This is a genomic window from Streptomyces sp. UNOC14_S4 (assembly GCF_020740835.1).
GTDB lineage: Bacteria > Actinomycetota > Actinomycetes > Streptomycetales > Streptomycetaceae > Streptomyces.
Window position 1 is genome coordinate 1 of sequence record NZ_JAINFC010001012.1, and the last position, 785, is coordinate 785.

At 76.4% G+C, this 785-nt stretch carries 1 pseudogene; it reads right to left on the minus strand.

From position 1 onward, the window contains the following. Window positions 1-193 precede the first annotated feature (193 nt). Window positions 194-785, minus strand: a pseudogene (locus K6I34_RS37635) (oxidoreductase); the annotation flags it as partial.

The window sequence follows — 785 nt, forward strand, 5'->3', positions numbered from 1 at the left end:
AGCGAGGGGTGGTCACGGCCGGTAAGCCTAATCGCCTTGGCGGCGGGCCAGCCGGGTCTTCGGCCTCGGCCCCCACGTCGGGACCCCGCCGCGGGGTTCCGCGCCCACCGGGGTGCCTCTTGCGCTTGGCGCGCGGCTGCGGGTCCGGTGGGGGCTTGTCGCGCAGTTCCCCGCGCCCCTGACGGGGCGGTCCTTACTGCCGCCGTAGCAGCCGCGTCGCCCCCGCCGCCACCGTCGTCGCCAGGATCCAGCCCAGCAGCGTCAGCACCGCCGCCACCCACTGCGCCGCCCCCGTCGGCCGCCACGCCTGCCCCTGGCCGAGGTCGACCACCGGGACCAGGAGGTCCAGGGCGTACAGCGCCGGGTTCCACGCGGGGCCCTCGTCCGGTTTCACGCGGGCCAGGGGGTGGTTCGCGTAGTAGACCGTGGCCGCCGCCCACAGGACCACCATCCAGACCGCCGCCCGCCCGGGGCGGTAGCCGTACGCCACCGTCCAGTCCTGGAGGAAGCCCCACGCCTTGCCCGCCGGCGGCAGCGTCTCCCGGCGGCGGCGCTGCTTGGCCAGCAGCACCTCGCGCGCGTCGGCGTCCTCGCCGCCCTCCCGGAGGACGCCCGCCAGCCGCTCGTACGGCTCCGGCGCGTACTCCGGGGTCGCCGCCGCCACCCACTCCAGCCGCCGTTCGAGCGGGAAGCGGCCCATGGGGATCAGGTTCTCGTAGGAGAAGCCCGGCATGACCAGGCCGCCGGGCCCCGGCCAGCTCTCCACCCGGTCGACCAGGTTCGTC